We start from the raw sequence: 15,862 nt of genomic DNA on the forward strand, positions 1-15,862 counted from the left end.
TGAACCGGAGCCCAGCCATTGGCTGGGCTCCGGTTTTTAATTGCCTGCAGATTGCTCGGGCCGGCGCCTCGACTCCAGGTACGAAGCCCGGAGAATACGGTGGCAAGGGCTGCACCGAGGCCGCCGCTTCGCGCGCAGCATCGGATGAAAACGAAACAACGTCGGCTTGCGCAGCCAACATCCAGAACAATTTTTCAGGAAGCCGCCGCAAAAGTTTTCATACTTATTTCGTCCTAAAGCTGATCCACGAATATGCTCCCCGCTTTCTGACCAGTAAATTTCTCTCTCGTCTAAGTATCTGCAAGTCATCATCCGGTGGCGCCGCTCGTACTCGACAACAAAACGCTTCATATTTAAAACGGGCATCTCCCCCAAAACCGCCCAATACCGGGCTCAGGCATGAGCAAGCCATGGATTGCTCATGCAATAAACTCCATGCCGGTTTGCGCAAGCAGAAAAGAGCTGGGCATACTGTGACTGCAATCACAAGCAGTACGCCGTTGACGCGTGGCGGGAGAGTCCCGCCCAAGCCAAGGGCGGGCGCCGTAGGAGCAATTCCTCCCCGGGAAACTCTCAGGCACCCGTACCGCCACGACGAGGCGAATCTGGAAAGCAGCAAGGACTAGTCCTTGCTCACCGACGGAGCAAACCTCCGATCCCCACCGGATCGAGGTGAAAACTCTCAGGTCTTCAAACAGATTGGGGAGGAACTAAGAACAGTGCCGCACCGTACGCACCCGATTCGAAAGTTCTCCCCTTGGCAAACTATCTCCACCTTCGTGCAGGGCGGTCCCTAGATGGGCATCGTCCGCTACGTTTCGGTGCGGAGATTCTTGCCGCGGAGTCCGACGGTTCGAGTGCGAACGTAGATCTGCCGCAACGTGGCGAAACCCCTAGTGGTTCGCCATGGCACCTCATCGAAGCACCTCACCACTCCTGGAAGGCAGCAGCATGAGCGATACCAGCTCTTCACCCAAACTCGAACGCGGGCTCTCTAACCGTCATATCCAGCTCATCGCCATTGGCGGTGCCATCGGCACCGGCTTGTTCATGGGCTCGGGTAAAACTATTTCGGTCGCCGGACCATCTGTCATCTTCGTATACATGGTTATCGGCTTCATGCTGTTCTTCGTCATGCGTGCCATGGGTGAACTGCTGCTTTCGAACCTGAATTACAAGACTTTCGCGGACTTCGCAGGCGACCTGCTCGGCCCGTGGGCCGCGTTTTTCACCGGCTGGACCTACTGGTTCTGCTGGGTAGTCACGGGTATCGCGGACGTGGTGGCCATTGCACACTACGTCGCTTTCTGGTGGGGGAACCTTCCGCTTTGGATCCCGGCACTCGCATGCATCGCGTTGTTGCTGGTGCTGAATCTGGCCACGGTGAAGGCCTTCGGCGAAACCGAGTTCTGGTTCTCCATGATCAAGATCGTGGCCATCTGCGCGCTGATTGTCGTCGGCCTGGTCATGGTCATCACCAGCTTCGGGCACAATGGTGCTACCGCTTCCTTCAACAACCTCTGGGCCGACGGCGGAATGTTCCCGACCGGCTTCATGGGCTTCGTTGCAGGTTTCCAGATTGCAGTATTCGCATTCGTGGGAATAGAGCTGGTCGGCACCACCGCGGCCGAAACCAAGGACCCCGAGAAGACCCTCCCCAAGGCCATCAATTCCATTCCCATCCGCATCCTGATCTTCTACGTGGGTGCGCTCATCATCCTCATGGCCGTTCAGCCATGGCGCCTGTTCTCCGCTGGAGAATCCCCGTTCGTGGGCATGTTCGCCTTGGCCGGGCTGGCCGGCGCGGCGGGCATCATCAACTTCGTGGTGCTCACCAGCGCGACGTCCAGCGCGAACTCGGGCATCTACTCGACCTCCCGCATGATCCGCGGCTTGGCCCTTGAGGGCGACGCGCCGAAGGCCTTCGCTCAGTTGTCCGAAAACAAGGTGCCGCGCAACGCACTGATGTTCTCCTGCATGTTCCTGCTTGCCGGAGTGGTGCTGCTCTACAGCGGCGATTCGGTGATGGTTGCTTTCACCCTGGTCACCACCGTAGCGGCCCTGTGCTTCATGTTCGTCTGGTCGATCATCCTGGTCAGCTACCTCGTGTACCGCAAGCGCCGTCCGCACCTGCATGCGCAGAGCAAGTTCAAGATGCCCGGTGGCACCTTCATGCCCTATGTGGTGTTGGCCTTCTTCGGATTCATCCTCTGGGCCTTGACCACGCAGAGCGATACGTTGTCAGCCCTGCTGGTCACCCCGCTGTGGTTCATCGGCCTGGCCATCGGATACCGCGTGGTGCGCCGCAAGCCGGGGCACGTGGCGCTTCGTGCAGCGCACGTGGCGAAGGTCGCGGTAGAGAAGGAAGACGCCGGGGCCTTCCGCATCCACGGCCCGGCAGCCACCGAGGCAGCCGGTGAATCCGAAAAGCAAACCGTGTCCATAGATTAACTGAAATAGGCACCGCACCCCGCTTGGGGTGCGGTGCCGATCTATTTTTTACTCCGAGACCGCGTCGCTAGCCGCCGTTGGTTTGGCGGATGCCCTCAGCCAAGGATTCAAAGGTGTAAATGAATCCGCCCGCTGCGCCGCTGACGGTGATGAACCCTTCGGTAGTTCCGGGCTTGATGGCAATATTCGTCGCCGAGTCCAGTCCCTGCGCAGCTTCTGGCATTTTCACCTGCGCGAGCAGTTGCCCCTTGGGACTGTACACATCAACTCGCGTGTCATGCTCGAACATCTGATAGACGTTGCCCGCCGCGTCCACCGCATTGGAATCCACTTGCGCTTCTCCCCCATCGACGTAGACCGCCGGGTGGATGGCGGCCGCTTGCGTGCCCTGCGCGTTGAGCTTTAGCAGGTCGATTCGATTCGCGGCATACTGGCTGAGCCACAGCGCGGTGAAATCCTCGTTGAAGGAAATCCCGTTGGTGGATGGCAGATCCTCGGCCACCACCGAGCCCTTGGCACTGTCGGCATCGATTCGGATGATGCGACCGGCCTGGGCCGCTTCTAGCGGAACGCCCGGGAATGCGGTGAAGTCGCTGACAAAGAGATCACCGTCCTCGTTGAACGCGATGTCATCCGGGCTCACCCGCCTGCCATCTACTTGCCCTGCAAAGAAGGTTTCGGCCTCCGAGCCATCGGCATTCATGCTGATGATTCTTCCGCCGGCGATGTCGCTCAGGTACAGCTTTCCATCCTTCGGGGAAAACTGCGCCGACGAATAGGCTCCGGAATCATCCGTATAGAGGCTGGAGACTTCCTTGCTCGTCACATCCACCTTCAGCAGTTTCGGCTCGCCCGGTCCCGAGACGACGTCCACCAAATAGAGGTGGCCGTCAGCGCCGAAGGTTGGGCCTTCGAGCAATGCCATACCCGTCGCTTCGTGGACTTCGCTGACTTGCGTGAATTCCTCTGCCACTAGCTGCGTTGCCGCGGAGGAAGTGGCGGTGCCACCGGCGGCACAGCCGCTGAGCAGCAACAGGGATGCGGTTAAGAGTCCGCCGGTTTGGAGCAAACGGCCGCGGGCGCTCATGCGTTCACCTCTATGTGACGGGCGATGTAGGCTTCCAGTTCATTCTCGCGCCATTGCTTCAGCAGCTTCGCGAACGCTACCGGGCCAGGGCCAAAGGAGTTCAGGTTCGGACGCGCCTTGCCTTCGTTGTTGTAGTAGCCGGGGGTGCATTCCAACTGGAATTTGCTGTTGTCGATCGCCGAGCCATGAATGGTGCGGGTCCATTCCTCTTGCTCCTCGACCGAGGGCTCAATGATGGACACTCCTGCGCTGCGTCCGGCCTGTATTATCGCCGAGAGATGCTCCGCCTGCTCCTGCAAGATATGCACGAAGTTCACCGAATTCGCATTTTGCAAGGCGCCGAGGTGGAACAGGTTCGGGTATCTATGGGATTGGAACCCATGAAGGGTCTTGGGGCCCTGGGCCCAAGCATGCAGCAATGGCAATCCGCCCCGGCCGTACACTGGCATGGTTCCGGAAAGGACACCGGATACTCCGACGTCGAAGCCGGTGGCGAAGATGACGCAGTCGACCTCGTACTCGGTGTCGCCGACAACGATTGTGCTTTCCGTCATGCGGGTCACTCCGCCGTATTCGGCGGTATCCACCAGGGTGACGTTCTTCCGGTTGAAGCTCTGCAAATAGGTGTCCGAGAAGCCCGGGCGCTTGCACATGTAGCGGTACCAGGGCTTGAGCTTCTCCGCGGCCTGCGGATCTTCCACGATCTCATCCACGCGGGAACGGATTTGATTCAGCTTGGCGAAGTCCAGCAATTCTTCGGCGCGCTCGCGCTCTTCGGCGCTGAGCGACTCGTCGATTTTGCCGGTAATCATGGCACGTTGCAGCTGCGGAACGGTGGTCCAGCCGTCTTGGATCAGGTCCTCGTCGAAGTCCTCACCGGAGATGATATCCAGGAAGTTGTCTTGGCGCTTTTTCTGCCAGCCCGGTTCCAGCGACGCGGCCCAGTGCGGGTCTGTGTCGCGGTTGGCGCGGATATCCACGGTTGATGGCGTGCGCTGGAAGACGAAGGTGTGCTTGGCGTTTTCCGCCACGTGCGGGATGGCTTGCAGCCCGGTGGCACCGGTACCGATCACCGCAACGCGCTTGTCGCCGAGTCCGGTCAACCCGCCGTTGGCATCCCCTGCGGTGTAGTCGTAATCCCAGCGGCTGGTGTGGAAGGTGTGGCCCTTGAAGTTTTCAATACCTTCAATGCCCGGAAGTTTCGGCTGAGTCAACGTACCGGAGGAGGTGATCACGAATTTTGCGCGCATCTTGTCATTGCGGTCGGTTTCGATGATCCATTCCGAGCACTCCTCATCCCAAGTCAGCGAGGTGACTCGGGTATGGAAGGCGGTATCGGCATAGAGGTCAAACTTCTTGGCGATGGCTACCGCATGCTGGCGGATCTCTTCGCCTGGTGCGTAGCGCCGGGTGGGCATGTAGCCGACCTCTTCGAGCAGAGGCATGTAGACATAGGACTCGATATCGCAGTGGATTCCTGGATAGCGGTTCCAGTACCAGGTTCCGCCGAAATCTCCTGCTTCATCGAGCATGCGGATCGATTCAACGCCGGCTTTGCGCAGGTTGGCTCCGGTGAGCAGGCCGCCAAATCCGCCACCGATGACCAGAGCTTCAACACGATCGGCCAACGGTGCGCGTGCGGCAAACGGCGTGTAAGGATCCTTGGCGTAGTAGCCGAATTCTCCGGCAGCTTTTCGGTACTGGGCCGCGCCGTCTTCGCGGAGGCGGCGCCGGCGTTCTTGCGCATACTTGGCGCGGAGCGCTTCGACGTCGATTTCGGATTCGTTGATTTGGGGAGCGGATGGAACTTGACCCACGGGGCGGTCCTCGTCTTCCTGAACAGATTTGGGAACTAGGCGGAAGGACCTGCGCCAGAAATGCATCAGGGAAAGATGTGCCGGTGCGGGATCCCCATCATCCGCGCCTGCATGGTTCTCGGTTGCTCTCTGTCGATCCTTCCACCAAAAAGCTTAGCCTGACCCTAAGTAATTATTCAAAACAGCATTCTCGCTGATTGATCGGCTATTCTGCGCGCTATATTCAACGGACCGGAGGGCAAATGGCCACCGCCGAGCAACCATCGGAGATCAAGATTTCTTTCCAACCGCACTACGATAAGAGCATGCCCAGCGAAACGAATGACGCCAGCGAGCACCGGCGCCTAATCCACGAACTGCGCTCGCTGACCGAAGACATCTCCACGGCGTCGCTTCCCGCCTCGGTGATCCCGCTGCTGGAACTGGACCTCACCGCACAGCAGGTGAAGGTCCTCACGATACTGGTCACCACCCTTGAGGGCGGGACGGTGCAATCGCTGTCAAGGCTTTTCAACGTCAGCATGGCCTCCATGTCGGGCATGCTGGACCGCTTGGTCACGCACGGTGTCGCCGAACGCACCGTCGATCCCAAGGACCAGCGCATTCGGCGGATCAAGGCAACCAGTCTTGGCCGCGAGGTCATCGGCGAACTCGTGGCGAATCGCCCAGAGCTCGCCGATGAAATCCTCTACCGCATATCGGCCGATGAGCTGCGCTCGCTGACCATCGGATTAGCCGCAATCGCCCGCGAATTGCGCGCCCAGCAACAGCCCCGCTAGAACGCTTTAGCGCGGCTCAAGCCCCAGATCCTCCAGGAGGAACTGCGCTCCGAGCTCGCCGATCAGAATCGCCGGCGCGTTGGTGTTGCCGGTAGTGATTGTCGGCATGATCGACGCATCGATCACCCGCAATCCGCTCAGCCCGTTGAGCTTGAGCCGCGGGTCGAGCACGGCCTGGTCGTCGCTGCCCATCCGGCAGGTACCCACCTGATGGTGGTAGGTGACCACGTTTTCGCGAATGTACGCTTCCAGCTCCGCATCGCTTTGCACCTTGGGACCCGGATAGACCTCGACGGCACCCCAGTCCTCCGCGAGCGCCGGCTGCTTCACAATATCCCGGCACTGCTTGATGGAGAACAAGAAGGACTCCATATCCCGCGGATCGTCCAGGGCATTCAAATCGATGACTACCGGGTCTTCGAGATTCGGTCCGCTCAGCGTTACCGCGCCTCGGCTGGCCGGCGTGACGATCCCGGAATGCAGGGTCAGCGCGGTTCCGTCGATCGCGTCCATCCCCGGCGAGTACATGGGAACCGAGAAGAAAATCGGCTGGGTGTCCGGCACTTCCAGTTCCGCCCGCGATCTGGCGAACAGATGGCTCTGCGACACCGAGACCCCGGTTCGTGGCGGGTCAATATCCCGGGTAGTGGTTTGGGCGATGACCGGTGCGAGCAGGTGGTCGTGGAGGTTCTTTCCCACCTGCGGAGATTCCAGCACCGGTTTCACGCCTACCTGTTCAAGTTCTTCGCCCGGGCCGATGCCCGAACGCAGCAGGATCTGCGGAGAGCCGAGCGCCCCGGCACTCAGCACCACCTCATCTGCCAGCAGCTCTTTGAGCTCGCCATCTTGCTGGTATCGAATGCCAGCGGCAGCACCGTCCTGGACTATTACCGAGTGCACCTCGGCGTTGGTGATGATCTCCAGCTGCTCGCGCACCGGCAACAGGTAAGCCTTCCAGGTATTGATGCGTTCCCCGTCAACGATATTGACCTGCTCTTTGGAGACGCCTTCGAGACTTTCGCCGTTGTAGTCAGGATTGAATTCGACCCCGGACTGCACGGCAGCGTCGATAATCGAGAGCTGGATCGGATCCAGTTCATAGTCGTTGTCCACCGGAACCAACCCCTCGGAGCCATGGAATTCGCCAGCGCCGCCGGAGAAGCTTTCAATGGACTTGTAGATGGGCAGGACATTGCGCCAAGACCAGTGTTCCCCGCAGTCTTCGGCCCAGCCGTCGAAGTCCTGCGGCGCGCAGCGCACCCAGATGGTCGCGTTGAGCGCGTGGGATCCGCCCAGCACCTTGCCGCGCGGTAGGTGCATTGGCTTATTTGCGGCTCCTTGCATAGGAGCCGTGTGGTAATCCCAGTCATCTGGGCTATGCCACAGTTCACCCATGCGGGACAGGTCATGAATCGCAGGGTTGGTGTCTTCTCCCCCGGCTTCGAACAAGGTCACCTTGGCGCCGGCGTCCACTAACCGACGAGCGACCACGGATCCTGCAGAACCTGCTCCAACCACGACGACGGATTTATTGTTCATGAGCTCTCCTAATCAATGCGCAGCACCGATCCTCGGTGACCGCGATCACGCATACGCGCTACTTTCTTCCAGTCTGCGTCGCGGGCCTGCCAGGTTCTTGTCATCGCGTGCACTGACCTTGTCTTTGCGTGCGAAGCGTGAGCCGTGGAGTCATTCGGTAAGGTCCAGTTATGGCACCGGACGGGTGAATCCGCGGGGCAGCAGCGCACGCACACTTTTCCTTGGCGTGCGATTCCCCGAGGATCTTCCATGGTGTAAATCCGAGTCCAAGAAGCGGACGGTCAGCCTCAGCGGCGGATTCGTGCGGAGCGCAACTCGTCGATGCGCACCAGCACCACGCCCAGCACGATCAGCAGTCCGCCGAATAGCTGGATCGTTCCGGGCAGCTCGGAGAGCAAGAGCCATGCCCAGAGCACCGCGAAGAGCACCTCCGTCAAGGAAATGAAGGAGGCTACCTTGGAGCCGAGCGCACGGGCGGCCATCACTCCGGTGGTGTAGGAGAACACCGTGGCTATCAAGATCAATCCCAGCAGGGCAACCCACCACGGGACCTGCATCCCGGCGAAGGAACCACTGCCGAATTCGGCACGCATTGGCAGAATGCCGAATAAGCCCACCAGTGCCAGCGAAAGCGCACCGACGAGCATGCCCCCGGCCGACAGGATAATCGGCGGCAATGCACCGTCAACGCGGGCGCTGACAAAGAAATACACGGTCAAGCCGACCGCAGCCCCAAGCCCCCACAAAATTCCAATCGGATCCAGGGATGAGGCTCCGTTCAGGTCCAGCACCGCAACCAAACCGGCGAGAGCGAGCATGGTGCCGCCAATGGTCGCGGCCGAGGGGCGCTTCTTGTGGCGCATCCAGAGCACCAGCACAATCAACACCGGTGCCAAGTATTCAAGGAGCAGTGCTACACCCACGTCGAGTCGTTCCACCGCCAGGAAATAGCACAGCTGGCAGGCGCCGACCCCGAAGAACCCGAACAGCAGGATCGAAACCCAGTTGGTGCGCAGCAAGGTCCAGCGTCCGCGCATCGCCAGAAGCGCAGGGACCGCGAGCACCAAGGCGGCGCCGGCCATGCGCACCGCCACCGCGGCCGCCGGGGTCCAGCCGGCCTCGAACAGCCCTTTGGCGAATGAGCCGGACAGGCCGAAAGCGGCCGAGGAAGCCAACGCGATCCAGATTCCTGCCAGCTGTCCGTGAGCGCGCGGCGAGCTCAGCGTCGACGCCGTGGAAACTGGTGGCTTTTGGGGCTGTGACATGAGCGGGTAGGCCTTTGCTACGAATGCTCCTGAACGACATGCGGTACAGGAACACGCAGCTGATTCAGGAGCAAAAGATTATATGATCATGACAATACGGATCCGCTTGAACTCGCGTCAATCCACGAACATCCCGGGAATGATTTATGACCTTTGCGCCAGATATTGAAGCGTCGCTGCACACCATCGTGAACCTGCTGAACACCGAGGTCTCGTTCGTCGACTTGCTTTCCACGGTGCCGGATTTGGATCAGTTCCTGCGCACCGAGAACTTCAGCGGCCCCCATGCCCAGGACCAGTCCGAGCTGCGTTCCATCCGCCAGCTGCGTGCCCAGCTCAAAGGCATCTGGACCACCGATGAGGATGACGCGGTGTTCAAAGTCAATCAGATACTGCGCAACGTCAATGCCCAGCCGCAACTCATCAAAAGCGAAAAATGGGGTTACCACCTGCACGCGACCACCACCAGGGCCCCGCTCTACGACCGCATGGCGGTGGACGCAGCCATGGCCTTGGCCGAGGTGATCCGCTCCGGCGGGCGCAAGCGCTTGCGCATCTGCGCCTCCACCGACTGCGGCGCGGCCCTGCTTGACCTGTCTCGCAACCGCTCGAAATTGTATTGCGACACCGGCAACTGCGCCAACCGTGAGCATGTTCGCGCCTACCGGGCACGAAAAGCGAAAAACTGACGCCTAAATAAGTCGCGTTATCCATCGCTTCGACCCTAAGATGATTGGATAACAGGAGCATCCTGTCGTTGCAGTCGAAAGGCCAGATCATGACCGGTGAAGCACACGCATCCGAAGAATATGAGGCACGCCTTGAAGCCAGCGCGGATTCCCCGCTGAAGGCAGCCGGCCGGTGGGCCGCAGCTATCGCCTCCGCAACGCTCGGCGATGCGGAATTTGAAGCGCGCGGAGCCGAGGTAGTCGTTCATTCCTTGAAAAATGATGCAATTCTGTTGCGCATGCAAACCTCCAACCTTGAAGAAGCCGAACGCTTGATCGTTCAGATTCGCAAGGATCTGGAGGAGTTGAGCACCGCTGAGTTCGTTGAAGAGTGGGGCCAAGGAAATACGGGAGGCGGAAAGCACCTCTCGGAATAGGGCCGGCGCCTAGCGCTCGACCAGCACACCGTCCGCGTCGGCGTACACCATGGCGCCGGGGCGGATGGTGACCGCGTCAATTTCGAGGTTCAGATCGCTGAATCCGCCGCCGCGTTTCACGGTTTTGCGTGGGTTGCTCCCCAACGCCTTGATGCCAAGGTCCAACTTTGCCAGCTCAACGCGGTCGCGCACCGCGCCGTTGATGATGACTCCGGCCCAGCCGTTATCCACCGCCGCCTGGGCGATCATGTCTCCCATAAGTGCGAAGCGCAGCGATCCGCCGCCGTCAACGACCAGCACCTGGCCTTCGCCGGGGGTATTCAACGTGGATTTGATCAGCACATTGTCTTCAAAGCACTTGATCGTTTTTGCAGGGCCCGAAAAGCTTTCGCGGGCACCGAACGACTGGAACTGCAGTGAAATCGACTGGATCTGCTCTTCAAATTCGTCGTAGAGATCCGCGGTGCTGATCGCTTCTTGCTGCATGGTTGCTCCTGGTCGATGAGGGCTAGAGTCTGGTACAACTCACAGCCTAACTCGCCGCAGAATTATTTCGACTTCAGTGTCTCGCGATATGAATCGGTGTGCAGCGCCCCCAAGCGGGAATGCTTGCGGCCGTAGCTGAGGTACACGATAAAACCGACAACCATCCAAATGCCAAAAACCGCCCAGGTGTTCGTGCCGAGATTGAACATCAAAAACAGGCACGCGGCAATTCCGAGGATCGGGGTCACCGGGTAGAACGGTACCTTGAAGGTACGTGGCGCGTCCGGCTGGGTCCGCCGCAGGAAGATGACCGCGACCCCTACCAACGCGAACGCGAAGAGGGTTCCGATGCTCGTGGCTTCGGCCAGCTCGCCCAACGGGATCAGCGAGGCGGTAATTGCCACCGCGCTGCCGACGATGAGAGTACCGATCACCGGGGTGTGGGTCTTCGGGGACACCTTGGCGAAGGCCTTCGGCACCAGCCCGTCGCGCCCCATGGTCAGCAGGATGCGAGTCTGCCCGTACAGCGTGGTCAGCACCACCGAGATGATCGCGATCACCGAGGCCAGGGCGAAGAGCAGCACCAGCCAGCGTTGCCCGGTCACCTCGGAAACGATCATCACCAGTGCTGCTTGGGCACCTTCAAACCACTGCCAGTTGCGTGCGCCTACCGCGGCCACCGCCACCAATACGTACACGGTGGTCACCAGAACCATGGAGATGATGATTGAGCGCGGCATATCGCGTTGCGGGTTCTTTGCCTCTTCGCCTGCGGTGGATGCGGCGTCAAAACCGATGTAGGAGAAGAACACCATCGAGGCGGCGGCGCTCACTCCGGCTGCACCCATAGGCAATAGCGGGGCGAAGTTCCCCGCGTCGAAGGCGGTGAACGCGACGATGGAGAAGAACACCAGGATCGCGATCTTGACTATCACCATGGCGGTGTTGGCCAGGGCCGATTCGCGGGCGCCCCGCGCCAAGAGCAGGGTGGCCAGGACCACCGTGATCAGTGCAGGCAGGTTGATGACGCCGCCGTCTACCGGACCGCTGGCCAGCGAAGCTGGCAGCTGCATGCCGAAGATCTCCAGCGTCTGGTTCACATAGGAACCAGCGCCCACGGCCACGGCGGCCGCAGAGACCGCGTACTCAAGGATCAGGCACCAACCGCAGATCCATGCCACGCCTTCGCCCATGGTGGCGTAGGAATAGGAATAGCTGGAACCGGAGACCGGGACCATGCCGGCCATTTCCGCATAGGACACCGCCGAAAGCAGCGCGGTCACGCCAGCGAGCACGAACGCGATCCAGATGGCCGGACCGGCAACGGGTACCGAATCGCCAAGGATCACCAGGATGCCGGTTCCCAGCGTGGCGCCGACGGAGATCATGGTCAGCTGCAGCACCCCGAAGCTGCGCTTGAGCTGCCCGAGACCGGCGTTATTTGCGGCCTCGGTTGTCATGGAGTGGATTGATTTACGTCGAATCAGCTGCTCGCCCAGTGGGGTGCGGCTACTTCTCGACGTCTGCTTCGTGTTGTTCACGTGTCAATCCTTGAAAATGGCGTTCTTTTTCGGTGCGGTGCGCTGACCGCCAAGCTAACGACAACGCGCTGGGTCCGCCTTCACGGCGGGCCCAGCGCGTTGTCGACGCGATGCTTAGTCTTCGAACTTTTTCTTCGGGTCGGCCGAGGACCGGTTCACACCCGTGCCCTTGCCCAGCTCAGAGTCGTTTTCCTTGCCTGCCATGGTGAGCACCGAGATGATCAGCAAACTGGCGACAAAGGCCACCCCGAAGCAGACCAGCCCGATGTCAAAACGAATCGGGTTTTGCGAGCCTCCGGTCGAGGAGATCATGCCGACCACTCCAGCGACGATAGCCAGCAACAGCGAGAAGCTCAGCGGGCCTTTAATTGAATGGCTCCACGGTTGCTTCTTCTGCGAGTTGTTTCCCACCAGGAACTCCGTTTCTACTTTTCCTGTTGACCTAAAAAGTATTAGTTGTTTTCGGTTTCAGTCGCCGCCGCCTTGGCGTCATGGCGATGGCCGAACGCGGCGATCAGTTCAAAGACCGCGAAAATTATGGTGCCGCCACCGATCAGGCCGAACATGCCGTGAGCATCCAGCGACGTGCCGAAGAGCAGGGCAATGGCCAGGATCATCGAAACCGCGGCGGTGACCAGCTGGTTGCGGAACGGCGGGAACTGCGCGCGCATTTTGACAAAGACGTAAAGCTCAACCGCACCGGTGACGAAGAATGCGAAGGCCGCGAGATACGCCACCCACATGGGGGTGGTGGCGAACAGGCAGGCAATTCCTGCCAGCAGCATGAGCCCGGCACCTAGCGCGTAGGCCCCTCGGGACTTCTCCGGAGCGGTCGGCACGGTGACGTACTGCCACATGAAAACACCGGTCACCACCAGCAGCGCGCCGGTCGCGTAGGACAGCACGGTCTGATCCGCGTTGATCCAGAATATCGAGATGAGCGAGTAGACCAGGGCGCCGAGTCCGCGCAGGAATACCGGGCGGAAGACGTCTTGGGCTTGGGCTGGGGTGGTTTTTGGTGCTGGCACACCCCCATTCTACCGGCGATAGAACAAAGAATCAGCCGAGTCAAAGCTAAGTCACATTTACCGGTGCGCCGGAGAGCTAGCCGCGACGGCGGATCAGGCTCTCATTGAGCTCGGCAATCGTTGCCGCGCCCATCAATTGCATGGCAACTTCTGCTTCCTTGGCCAGCAATTCGATGGCGCGACTCACCCCTTCTTCCCCGCCGGCCATCAGCCCGTAGAGATATGCGCGGCCGATCAGTACGAAGTCCGCCCCGGCGCATAGGGCCACAACGATATCCGCACCGGACATGATGCCCGAGTCCATGATGATCTCCATGCCCTCTCCGACCTCGGCACGGACTTCGCTCAACGCTTCGAAGGCGATCGGCGCCCGGTCCAGCTGGCGTCCCCCGTGGTTTGAGACCACCAGCCCGTCGGCGCCTGCGGCCTTGGCCTTCGCCGCATCTTCCGCGGTGAGCACGCCCTTGACGAAAAGTTTCCCCTTCCACAATTCGCGGATCCATTTAAGATCTTCGAAGTCCAGCGAAGGGTCGAACATGGAGTTGATGATGCTGGGCAGATCCGCGGAAGAATCCGAGAGGGAAGCGAATTTCAGCGAATCGGTAGTCAGGAAGTTGAACCACCACTCCGGGCGGTAGGAAGCATCGAGGACGGTCTTCAAGGTCAGCTCCGGCGGAATCTTCATGCCGTTGCGGGTATCCCGGTGGCGTTGGCCCGCCACGGGAGTGTCAACGGTGACCAGGAGGGTGTCGAAACCCGCCGTCTGGGCCCGGTTGACCAGGGCCGCGGACTTTTCGCGGTCCTTCCACAGGTACAGCTGGAACCACTTGCGCCCCTCGGGTGCGGCCTGGGCGACCTCCTCGATGGAGCGGGTGCCCATGGTGGAGAGACTGAAGGGAATGCCCGCCCGCGCGGCGGCACGGGAGCCGCCGATTTCTCCTTCGGACTGCATGAACCGGGTGAACCCGGTGGGCGCAATGCCGAAGGGCAGCGCGGATGGCGCTCCGGCGATCCGCGTGGACAGGTCCGCTGCTGCGGTTCCGTGCAGGATGCGCGGCAGCAGTTCGACCGAGTCGAAGACCTTGCGGGCGCGGGTTGCGGTAATTTCATTTCCGGCGGCGCCGTCCACGTAGTCGAAGGCCGCGGTGGGGGTGCGCCGTTTGGCAATGCGGCGCAGGTCCCACAGGTCCGCCGCCTGGGCCAGCCGCGCGGCCCGGCGATCGGTGGATGGCAGTTTGAACTTCATCAGATTGACCAGTTCGCCGAAATCCGGGAATTGACGCTTGAGGTTACCCAAAATTGATCCTTTGCTTCTCGTGCAATTGAATAGCGGTTATCTAGTAGCGGATTCGGCTCTTCGCTTGGGCTCCGAGGTAGATGGCGATCGCCGAGCTCAGGCAGCATAAGGCGAGGAATCCTGCCGGCAGGCTGACCGAGCCGTTGCCGAGCTCCAAAAGCGCGGCGGCGATCAGTGGCGAGAGTCCCGCCACGATGGCGCCATTCATTTCGCGGGCAATCGCGATGCCGCTGAAGCGCACTGATACCGGGAACAGTTCGGTCAGGAAGGCTCCCTGCGCCCCGGAAGTGCAGGGAATGACCATCCCGTAGCCCAAGGCGATGGCCAGGAAGCCGAAGATGAATTGGTCGGTGGCCAGCATCCAGAAGATCGGGAAGGCCAGCAGCAGCCCGGCGATGTTTCCGGCCGCGAGGATGCGGGCCGCGCCGTACCGGTCAGCCAGCCAGCCGCCCACCGGGGTGAGCACTACCGAGACGAGCGAGCCGAGCGTCACCGCAAGCAGTGCCTGGCTGCGTGCCATGCCGGAGCCAACCATCAGGCTGATGGAGAAGACCGCCAGGATGTAGTTCGTGGCGTTATGCCCGGTAATTGCGAAGAAGCCCAGCACAACCCGGCGCCAGTGGGATTCGAAGACTTCACGCAGCGGCAGCTTAGTTGCTCCCGCCAGCTGCTGGGCTTTGCTCATGGCCTGCGTGTACTCGGGAGTTTCTTCCAACTTGTTGCGGATGTAGAGGGCCACCAGGAAGAGCAAGGCGGAAACGAGGAACGGAATACGCCAGGCCCAGCTGAGCAGCGCTTCGTCCCCGAGCAGGGAAACCGAGAAGAAGCAGATGGTCGCCAAGGCGATGCCCAGCGGCGGGGTGGAGAGAATCAGCGAGGTGTACAGGCCGCGTTTTTTCGGCTCGACATATTCGGCCACGAGGGTCATTGCTCCGGTGAGTTCCGCACCGGCGCCGAAGCCCTGAATCAGTCGGAAGAGCACAAGCAGGCCGATGGACCATGCGCCCCAGGTTTGCGCGGTGGGCAGCAAACCTATGCCGACCGTGGCGATGCCCATCAGTATGACCGAGAGCAGCATTGCCGGGCGGCGCCCGAATCTATCCCCGAGATGCCCAATGACCGCCCCGCCCACCGGGCGGGCCACGAATCCCACGGCAAAGGTCGCGAAGGCGGCGATGGAGGCCGCCGAGCTTCCGGCTCCGGAGAAGAACAGCGGGCCGATCACCACGCTGGCCGCCGCCCCATAGAGCGCGTAGTCGTACCACTCAATGGCGGTGCCGATCAGGGAGGCCGAAATAGCCCGGCGGCGCTGCACGCGGAGCGGGTCGGAACCCAGTGTCGTTGTCTTTTCCATCGGTTCGTTCTCCTCCGCACGGATGCGAAAAGTCCTTGTTGGCTCGTGGCAAGCCAACGTAAGATACCTGAAATATATTTCAGCCAAGACTAGACTGTTCCTTGATTCCGGGA

14 protein-coding genes and 1 riboswitch are annotated in these 15,862 nt (G+C 60.7%); of the genes, 4 read left to right on the forward strand and 10 right to left on the reverse strand.

The window, feature by feature from the left end; translation table 11 throughout:
- Window positions 1-501: 501 nt before the first annotated feature.
- Window positions 502-599, forward strand: a riboswitch (glycine riboswitch).
- Window positions 600-951: 352 nt separating this feature from the next.
- Window positions 952-2,451, forward strand: coding sequence for a D-serine/D-alanine/glycine transporter (cycA, locus tag ACT3TP_RS16400; protein WP_444621048.1), 1,500 nt, complete (start codon window positions 952-954; stop codon window positions 2,449-2,451).
- Window positions 2,452-2,518: 67 nt separating this feature from the next.
- Here cycA and ACT3TP_RS16405 read toward each other — a convergent pair whose 3' ends face one another.
- Both ACT3TP_RS16405 and ACT3TP_RS16410 read right to left on the reverse strand, forming a co-directional pair.
- On the reverse strand, window positions 2,519-3,538 hold the full coding sequence (locus ACT3TP_RS16405) for an SMP-30/gluconolactonase/LRE family protein (protein ID WP_096286179.1): 1,020 nt from the start codon (window positions 3,536-3,538) through the stop codon (window positions 2,519-2,521).
- The gene (locus ACT3TP_RS16410; RefSeq protein ID WP_444621049.1) at window positions 3,535-5,355 is read right to left on the reverse strand and encodes a flavin-containing monooxygenase; all 1,821 of its coding nucleotides are present in this window, start codon (window positions 5,353-5,355) and stop codon (window positions 3,535-3,537) included. The genes ACT3TP_RS16405 and ACT3TP_RS16410 overlap by 4 nt, the downstream gene beginning before the upstream one ends.
- 305 nt (window positions 5,356-5,660) lie before the next feature.
- Between ACT3TP_RS16410 and ACT3TP_RS16415 the strand changes: the two genes are divergently transcribed.
- Entirely contained in the window at window positions 5,661-6,134 is a 474-nt protein-coding gene (locus ACT3TP_RS16415) for a MarR family transcriptional regulator (RefSeq protein WP_444621050.1), read from the forward strand.
- A 6-nt stretch (window positions 6,135-6,140) separates the two neighbouring features.
- On the opposite strand, the gene ACT3TP_RS16420 is transcribed toward ACT3TP_RS16415, so the two are convergent.
- Both ACT3TP_RS16420 and ACT3TP_RS16425 read right to left on the reverse strand, forming a co-directional pair.
- A complete protein-coding gene (locus ACT3TP_RS16420) occupies window positions 6,141-7,673 on the reverse strand; it encodes a GMC family oxidoreductase (RefSeq protein ID WP_444621051.1) in 1,533 nt (510 codons plus the stop codon).
- Between the two features lie 287 nt (window positions 7,674-7,960).
- The gene (locus ACT3TP_RS16425; RefSeq protein ID WP_444621052.1) at window positions 7,961-8,938 is read right to left on the reverse strand and encodes an EamA family transporter; all 978 of its coding nucleotides are present in this window, start codon (window positions 8,936-8,938) and stop codon (window positions 7,961-7,963) included.
- A 146-nt stretch (window positions 8,939-9,084) separates the two neighbouring features.
- On the opposite strand from ACT3TP_RS16425, the gene ACT3TP_RS16430 reads away from it, so the two are divergent.
- Entirely contained in the window at window positions 9,085-9,627 is a 543-nt protein-coding gene (locus ACT3TP_RS16430) for a CGNR zinc finger domain-containing protein (protein ID WP_444621053.1), read from the forward strand.
- Between the two features lie 89 nt (window positions 9,628-9,716).
- Complete coding sequence (locus ACT3TP_RS16435; protein ID WP_105552695.1) at window positions 9,717-10,043, forward strand: hypothetical protein; 327 nt, start codon at window positions 9,717-9,719, stop codon at window positions 10,041-10,043.
- Window positions 10,044-10,052: 9 nt separating this feature from the next.
- Here ACT3TP_RS16435 and rraA read toward each other — a convergent pair whose 3' ends face one another.
- The 6 genes from rraA to ACT3TP_RS16465 all read right to left on the reverse strand — a co-directional run bounded on the left by rraA (window position 10,053) and on the right by ACT3TP_RS16465 (window position 15,749).
- Window positions 10,053-10,529: a ribonuclease E activity regulator RraA gene (gene rraA / locus ACT3TP_RS16440; RefSeq protein WP_444615586.1), complete on the reverse strand. Its 477-nt coding sequence runs from the start codon at window positions 10,527-10,529 to the stop codon at window positions 10,053-10,055.
- A 62-nt stretch (window positions 10,530-10,591) separates the two neighbouring features.
- Window positions 10,592-11,989: an amino acid permease gene (locus ACT3TP_RS16445; protein WP_444621068.1), complete on the reverse strand. Its 1,398-nt coding sequence runs from the start codon at window positions 11,987-11,989 to the stop codon at window positions 10,592-10,594.
- A 195-nt stretch (window positions 11,990-12,184) separates the two neighbouring features.
- The gene (locus ACT3TP_RS16450; RefSeq protein ID WP_444621054.1) at window positions 12,185-12,481 is read right to left on the reverse strand and encodes a hypothetical protein; all 297 of its coding nucleotides are present in this window, start codon (window positions 12,479-12,481) and stop codon (window positions 12,185-12,187) included.
- 41 nt (window positions 12,482-12,522) lie between these two features.
- Window positions 12,523-13,098, reverse strand: a complete 576-nt coding sequence (locus ACT3TP_RS16455; protein WP_096286165.1) for an HdeD family acid-resistance protein — start codon at window positions 13,096-13,098, stop codon at window positions 12,523-12,525.
- Between the two features lie 76 nt (window positions 13,099-13,174).
- Window positions 13,175-14,395 (reverse strand): alpha-hydroxy acid oxidase, encoded by a 1,221-nt coding sequence (locus ACT3TP_RS16460; RefSeq protein ID WP_255248433.1) that lies wholly within the window; start codon window positions 14,393-14,395, stop codon window positions 13,175-13,177.
- Window positions 14,396-14,435: 40 nt separating this feature from the next.
- Complete coding sequence (locus ACT3TP_RS16465) at window positions 14,436-15,749, reverse strand: MFS transporter (protein ID WP_444615583.1); 1,314 nt, start codon at window positions 15,747-15,749, stop codon at window positions 14,436-14,438.
- Window positions 15,750-15,862: the final 113 nt, after the last annotated feature.

The organism is Glutamicibacter sp. AOP38-B1-38 (genome assembly GCF_052377485.1).
Taxonomy (GTDB): Bacteria; Actinomycetota; Actinomycetes; order Actinomycetales; family Micrococcaceae; genus Glutamicibacter.

Bases quoted from the DNA above. Each gene is read 5' to 3' on its own strand.
- cycA (WP_444621048.1), top strand. From the start codon at position 952: ATGAGCGATACCAGCTCTTCACCCAAACTCGAACGCGGGCTCTCTAAC.
- ACT3TP_RS16405 (WP_096286179.1), bottom strand. From the start codon at position 3,538: ATGAGCGCCCGCGGCCGTTTGCTCCAAACCGGCGGACTCTTAACCGCA.
- ACT3TP_RS16415 (WP_444621050.1), top strand. From the start codon at position 5,661: ATGCCCAGCGAAACGAATGACGCCAGCGAGCACCGGCGCCTAATCCAC.
- ACT3TP_RS16420 (WP_444621051.1), bottom strand. From the start codon at position 7,673: ATGAACAATAAATCCGTCGTCGTGGTTGGAGCAGGTTCTGCAGGATCC.
- ACT3TP_RS16425 (WP_444621052.1), bottom strand. From the start codon at position 8,938: ATGTCACAGCCCCAAAAGCCACCAGTTTCCACGGCGTCGACGCTGAGC.
- ACT3TP_RS16430 (WP_444621053.1), top strand. From the start codon at position 9,085: ATGACCTTTGCGCCAGATATTGAAGCGTCGCTGCACACCATCGTGAAC.
- ACT3TP_RS16435 (WP_105552695.1), top strand. From the start codon at position 9,717: ATGACCGGTGAAGCACACGCATCCGAAGAATATGAGGCACGCCTTGAA.
- rraA (WP_444615586.1), bottom strand. From the start codon at position 10,529: ATGCAGCAAGAAGCGATCAGCACCGCGGATCTCTACGACGAATTTGAA.
- ACT3TP_RS16445 (WP_444621068.1), bottom strand. From the start codon at position 11,989: ATGACAACCGAGGCCGCAAATAACGCCGGTCTCGGGCAGCTCAAGCGC.
- ACT3TP_RS16465 (WP_444615583.1), bottom strand. From the start codon at position 15,749: ATGGAAAAGACAACGACACTGGGTTCCGACCCGCTCCGCGTGCAGCGC.